7 protein-coding genes are annotated in these 5447 nt (G+C 34.1%); 1 reads left to right on the plus strand and 6 read right to left on the minus strand.

Annotation, left to right across the window (positions count from 1 at the left end; all coding sequences use genetic code 11):
* From trpB to trpE, 5 genes are all read right to left on the minus strand, one after another.
* Nucleotides 1-866, minus strand: an 866-nt coding sequence (gene trpB / locus MXE27_RS11570) for a tryptophan synthase subunit beta (protein ID WP_248612604.1), incomplete at its 3' end; no start/stop codon positions are given.
* A 91-nt stretch (nucleotides 867-957) separates the two neighbouring features.
* The gene (locus tag MXE27_RS11575; protein WP_248612605.1) at nucleotides 958-1707 is read right to left on the minus strand and encodes a phosphoribosylanthranilate isomerase; all 750 of its coding nucleotides are present in this window, start codon (nucleotides 1705-1707) and stop codon (nucleotides 958-960) included.
* A complete protein-coding gene (locus tag MXE27_RS11580) occupies nucleotides 1691-2536 on the minus strand; it encodes an indole-3-glycerol phosphate synthase TrpC (RefSeq protein WP_248612606.1) in 846 nt (281 codons plus the stop codon). Before MXE27_RS11580 ends, MXE27_RS11575 begins: the two co-directional genes overlap by 17 nt.
* Nucleotides 2523-3137: an anthranilate synthase component II gene (locus MXE27_RS11585; protein WP_248612607.1), complete on the minus strand. Its 615-nt coding sequence runs from the start codon at nucleotides 3135-3137 to the stop codon at nucleotides 2523-2525. Before MXE27_RS11585 ends, MXE27_RS11580 begins: the two co-directional genes overlap by 14 nt.
* Complete coding sequence (gene trpE, locus MXE27_RS11590; protein WP_248612608.1) at nucleotides 3134-4504, minus strand: anthranilate synthase component I; 1371 nt, start codon at nucleotides 4502-4504, stop codon at nucleotides 3134-3136. Before trpE ends, MXE27_RS11585 begins: the two co-directional genes overlap by 4 nt.
* A gap of 183 nt (nucleotides 4505-4687) precedes the next feature.
* Between trpE and trpY the strand changes: the two genes are divergently transcribed.
* A complete protein-coding gene (gene trpY / locus MXE27_RS11595) occupies nucleotides 4688-5191 on the plus strand; it encodes a TrpY family transcription regulator (protein ID WP_248612609.1) in 504 nt (167 codons plus the stop codon).
* A gap of 120 nt (nucleotides 5192-5311) precedes the next feature.
* Here trpY and MXE27_RS11600 read toward each other — a convergent pair.
* Nucleotides 5312-5447 (minus strand): HypC/HybG/HupF family hydrogenase formation chaperone (locus tag MXE27_RS11600; RefSeq protein WP_248612610.1); only part of this gene is annotated, 136 nt, incomplete at its 5' end.

A 5447-nucleotide genomic window follows, 5' to 3' on the forward strand; every position in this document is an offset into this window, starting at 1 on the left:
TCATTATCCTGAAGTACATATGAAAGAGAACCATGCAGTACACCCTCACTTCCAGCGCACAATGTAGCACCGTGGTTTCCACTTTCAATGCCCTCACCTCCACCTTCAACACCAATTAATTCCACATTATTATCATCGACGAATTCTGAGAATATACCAATGGAATTACTTCCACCACCTACACAGGCAATTACAGTATCAGGAAGTTTTTCTTCTTTTTCTAAAATCTGCTCTTTAGCTTCTTTTCCAATTATTGTTTGGAAATGTTTTACCATTAATGGATAAGGGTGAGGTCCCATTGTAGATCCAATTAAATAGTGGGTGTTTTCTACATTAGTTATCCAATCTCTCATTGCCTGATTTATTGCATCTTTTAAAGTTCTTGAACCGGATTCAACTGGAATCACTTGAGCTCCTGAAACTTCCATACGAAATACATTCAATTTCTGTCTTTCTACATCCTCGCTACCCATGTAAACATCAACAGGCATTTCCAGCATAGCCCCTACAGCAGCAGTCGCAATACCATGTTGACCTGCACCAGTTTCTGCTATTAATCTATCTTTTCCCATATACTGAGCCAATAATCCCTGGCCTAACGTATTGTTAATTTTATGTGCTCCAGTGTGAAGCATGTCTTCTCTTTTTAGATAAATAGTACACCCCAATCTTTCTGAAAGATTTTGGGCATAGTATAAACCTGTTGGTCGCCCAGCAAATTCAGTTAAATAATAATTTAAATCATTTTTAAATTGCTTATCATCCTTATATTTGAGAAAAGAACTTTCTAATTCTTCAAGAGCCGGTATTAAAAGCTCAGGGACGAATATTCCACCATATTTCCCAAATTTTCCGTCCATAATCATTTTTTCACCATTAATTGATTTTTAATAATAATTACGCCTACTTTGCCAAATGTCTCATGAAATGGCAGCAGTTTAAATAAATGCACCCTATTCAGATTTTTTTTATCTGATTTATAGTTTCTTTAATTTTTAATTCATTTTTAATTCCAGGTGAATCTTCCAAGGTGGAGTTAAAATCCACACCATCAAAATATTCCCGGATAATTTTTCCCTGATTTTTTAGCAATTTAACATCCAAACCCCCTGCTAAAAACACCCATATATCTTTATTTTTATTTCTAATAATTTTATTTGCATTCAGCGCCACATCAAGAGGTATCTGTTTTCCAGTACCCCCACTTTTTCCTTTTATTTGATAGTCCAAAAGTATTGCATCACAATGCATGGCAAAGCTTTCAATTTCGCTTTTTTTCTCATCAAATATTTCTTCAGAAAGTCCAATTACACCCATTAGTCTTATTTTATCATTTTCGCCTTTTTGAAGATTTTCTGAGTCTATTTTTTCTTTCAAAATTTTTATCTTAGATGAAGTCAAAGAATGGACCTGAACATTTTTTATGCCAGTTTTTTTTATTTTATTTAATATTTTATCAACATTCTTCTCTTCCAACACTAAAACTGCTTTATCTCGATTATTTAGTGAATTTAGTAACTCATTTGCCTCATCTAAAGACACATATCGAGGAGATCGTCCCACATTAATAAAGCCCAATAAATTTGCACCATAAGTTTCTACGACTTTTAAATCATTTTTATTAGTTATGCCGCAAATTTTAACCTTTAATTTTAAATTGGGGTGTTTTGAGAAGAATGTATCTTTAGAATTAAGCGAATTGCTCAAAAAATTCATCTCCCCTAGATTTTCGTTTAGATTTAAATTTTAAAGAACTTTCTGCAAAGCAAATCATCTTTTGAATTGTTGCAACAATATCTTCTGATCCCATAACACTGGTTCCCACCAGTAATGCATCTGCACCATATCTAACTAAAAGTGCTGCATCCTCAGGAGATTTTACTCCGCTTTCTGCAACCAATAGTACTTCTTCCGGTACCAGACCAGCAAGTGCTTTAGTCCGATTTAAATCTATACTGAAATCTTGAAAACTTCGATTGTTAATTCCCACTACATCCGCATCAGAGTTTAAAGCTTTATAAACATCTATAGAATTTTTACATTCCACTAACGGCTCCATCCCTAATGAACGACAGACTTCAATGCCTGAAGAAATATCGGGATAAATGTCGCTCATTAAAAGGATAGAACTGGCACCATAAACTCTAGCTTCATAAATTTGATATTCATCGAGTATAAAATCTTTGCGCATGACAGGAAAATCAATTAGCTCTGAGGCTTGACGAATATAATTAATATCTCCTTTAAAGAATTTTTCCTCGGTTAAAATGGATGCTGCGCTGGCGCCACCTAGTTGAAAAGATTCAATAGATTCTTTCAAACCCCGACTAGATATATTTCCTAATGATGGAGAAGCAGGTTTGTATTCACATATAATGGGGAATCTTTTTTTGTTTTGAAGCGCCTTTTTAAAGTTTTTAGGTTCATGAGCATCATGCAATTCTTTTTTCAATTCTTTGAGTGGTTTTTTTGCCATGACCGTTCCCAAATCTTTTTTGCGCTGTTTTATAATCTGATTAAATTTAATGGAGTTCATATTCATTCACCAAAAAATTTTTTATTATTTTATATCCATCATCCGTACCTATAGATTCTGGGTGGAATTGTAACCCCTGAATTGGATATTTAATATGTTTAATAGCCATTATTATGTTATTCTGATACTCCGCATTAGATTCCAAACAATCAGGTGTTGTTTTAGGATCACATATTAAAGAATGATATCTTGCCACCAAAAGTGGATTGGATACTCCTTTGAAAATTCCCTTTCCATCATGAGTAATGTGACTACGTTTACCATGAACTGGTTTTTCATGGATTATTTCGCCACCAAATGTTGAAAAAATCCCTTGATGACCTAAACATACACCTAATGTGGGAATTTTTTCACCTAGTTCCATTATTACCGAACTACACACACCGAAGTCCCCCTCATTTTTAGGATTTCCAGGCCCGGGAGAAATTATTATTCTATCTGGTTGTAGCTCATTAATTTCAGATAGGCTCATTTCATCATTACGAATTACTTTAATGTTATTCAATTCAGGGTGTGAATTGTTCAAATCCTTCAAAACTTCACCAACCAATTGATAAAGATTATGGGTAAATGAATCATAGTTGTCAATTATCAATATCATTTCAACCCACCTGACATTTCCAGTGATTTTACCAGCGCTTTAGCCTTATTTTCACATTCTAAAAACTCATTTTCAGGTACAGAATCGTGAACTATCCCTGCCCCCGCCTGTATCTTTGCATCATCGCCCTGACAAACCAGAGTCCTTATAGTTATTGCAAAATTCGCATTTCCATTTAATGAAAAATACCCTAATGCTCCAGCATATGCATCCCGGGATTTACGCTCCATTTCTTCAATAATATCCATTGCCCTAATCTTTGGTGCTCCACTAACAGTTCCTGCAGGAAATATTGCAGAAAACGCATCTACAGCCGTTTTATCTTTTTGTAGGTTTCCAGTTACTCGGGATAATATGTGCTGCACATGAGAAAACTTTTTGATTGTCATGTATTCTGGGACTCTAACTGAGCCAAATTCACTGACTTTCCCCACATCATTACGAGCCAAATCAACCAGCATAAGATGTTCTGCTCTTTCCTTCTCATCGGCTAATAATTCTTTAGCCAATTTTTGATCCTGAAAGTTATTGGCCCCTCGAGGGCGAGTTCCAGCTATGGGAAATGTTTCAACTTCCCTATTTTCAACCCGAACCAGCATTTCCGGGCTAGAACCTATGATTTCTCTTTCTTGAAGCTTAAGATGGTACATGTATGGAGAAGGATTCATTTTTCGCAGAGTATCATAAAAGCATAATTTATTTCCAGTGATTTTATATTTTTGAGCATTGGAAATAACGCCCTGAAATATTTCTCCATTTTTTATTCTTTCCTTTGTTTCTGTGACCATTTTCTCATATTGGTCTTTGGTGAAATATCTGCCATTTTCGGTTACTTTCATTTTATCTTCTACAAAATAATCTTCTTTGGCTAAGTTTTTTATTTCTTCTAACCTATTTTCACCTAAAGTAACATATTGGCATCTGCTGGATAAACGATCAAATATTATACCATCTAAAAACAAGCCGAATTCAAAATCAGGGAAATTCCCTGATTTAATATTTAATGATGGTTCAAAGTATCTTGCAGATTGATAAGAGGCATAACCCACAAGACCTCCACAGAATCCTTTTTTACCATTGCCCGCATTAATTAGGCTTTTTATCTCATTAAAAGGATTTTTAGTGTCAATTTCATCTACTGATCCTTCTTTTTCTATTTGAAGAACTTCATCTTTTGCGGTAAGAGTTAAAGCCGGATTAAACCCCAGAAAAGAGTATCTGGATAATCCACTATCACTTTCCATGGACTCCAATAAAAAAGTACTTGAATAATTCGAATATATTTTTTTAAATAGCTCAAATGGAGCTTTAAAATCTAAAGGGATTGTTTTAAGTGGCTTTAATTTAATATCGCCAAAAACATTCACTCCTGTTCATTTTTACACCTTGTTTTTTTATTTATTGACTAAATTAGATTAAATTTAATTTTTTCAAAATTCATTACAGTACACTTTAACTGTGAAGTACTATTTAAACCTTATTTGTACATTAATGTACATTTATACTCAAGTTTATATAATGGCGTAATTAAATAGAAACAGGGAGATACAATGTGGAATAAGATCAGACACAATTTTGATAAATATCCGGCCCGTATGAATGTTGCTCGCAAAATAGTTGAACTGGGCTTAAGAGTCGATCTCAGTGGTAAGATTTACTGTGAAAATGTAGAAATCAGTGATGTGGCCTTAGCTAGAGCCGTGAATGTGGATAGACGAACCATAAAAGCCACAGTAGAAGTAATTTTAAGAGATGATCAATTATCAAATATTTTTGAAAATATAATGCCCGCTGGAGCTTTGCTTAAAAAAGTGGCCAAAGATCTGGAATTAGGGGTTGTAGAAATTGAAGCCAATGCTGAAAGCCCAGGCATACTAGCTCAAGCCACTCAGTTAATCTCTTCTAACAACATAAGTATTCGCCAAGCCCATGCCAGTGACCCTGAGCTTGAAGAAACCCCTCGTTTGACAATTATCACTCAAAATCCAATTCCAGGGATACTTTTAAGCAAATTTTTAGATATTAAAGGAGTAAAAAGAGTCTCTATTTATTAAATCATTGCAAAAAAAATCATGAGACGAAAATTATAAAAAATCCTATTTTAAATATTCTTATTTTAAAAAAAATAAAATAAAGATAATAAAATTAAAAAATTAGCACTAAAAAATATTTACTTACAATTCAGTTTGGAAGCTGTCTTCCTCATCTAAAACCTTTAGAAGTTCATCCCATGCCTCTAAAGACTCTTTAGCAGCCTCATCAGTCATAACTTCAATAGCATATCCTGAGTGGACAAGCACATACCTACCC

This window comes from Methanobacterium alcaliphilum, assembly GCF_023227715.1.
Taxonomy (GTDB): domain Archaea; phylum Methanobacteriota; class Methanobacteria; order Methanobacteriales; family Methanobacteriaceae; genus Methanobacterium_E; species Methanobacterium_E alcaliphilum.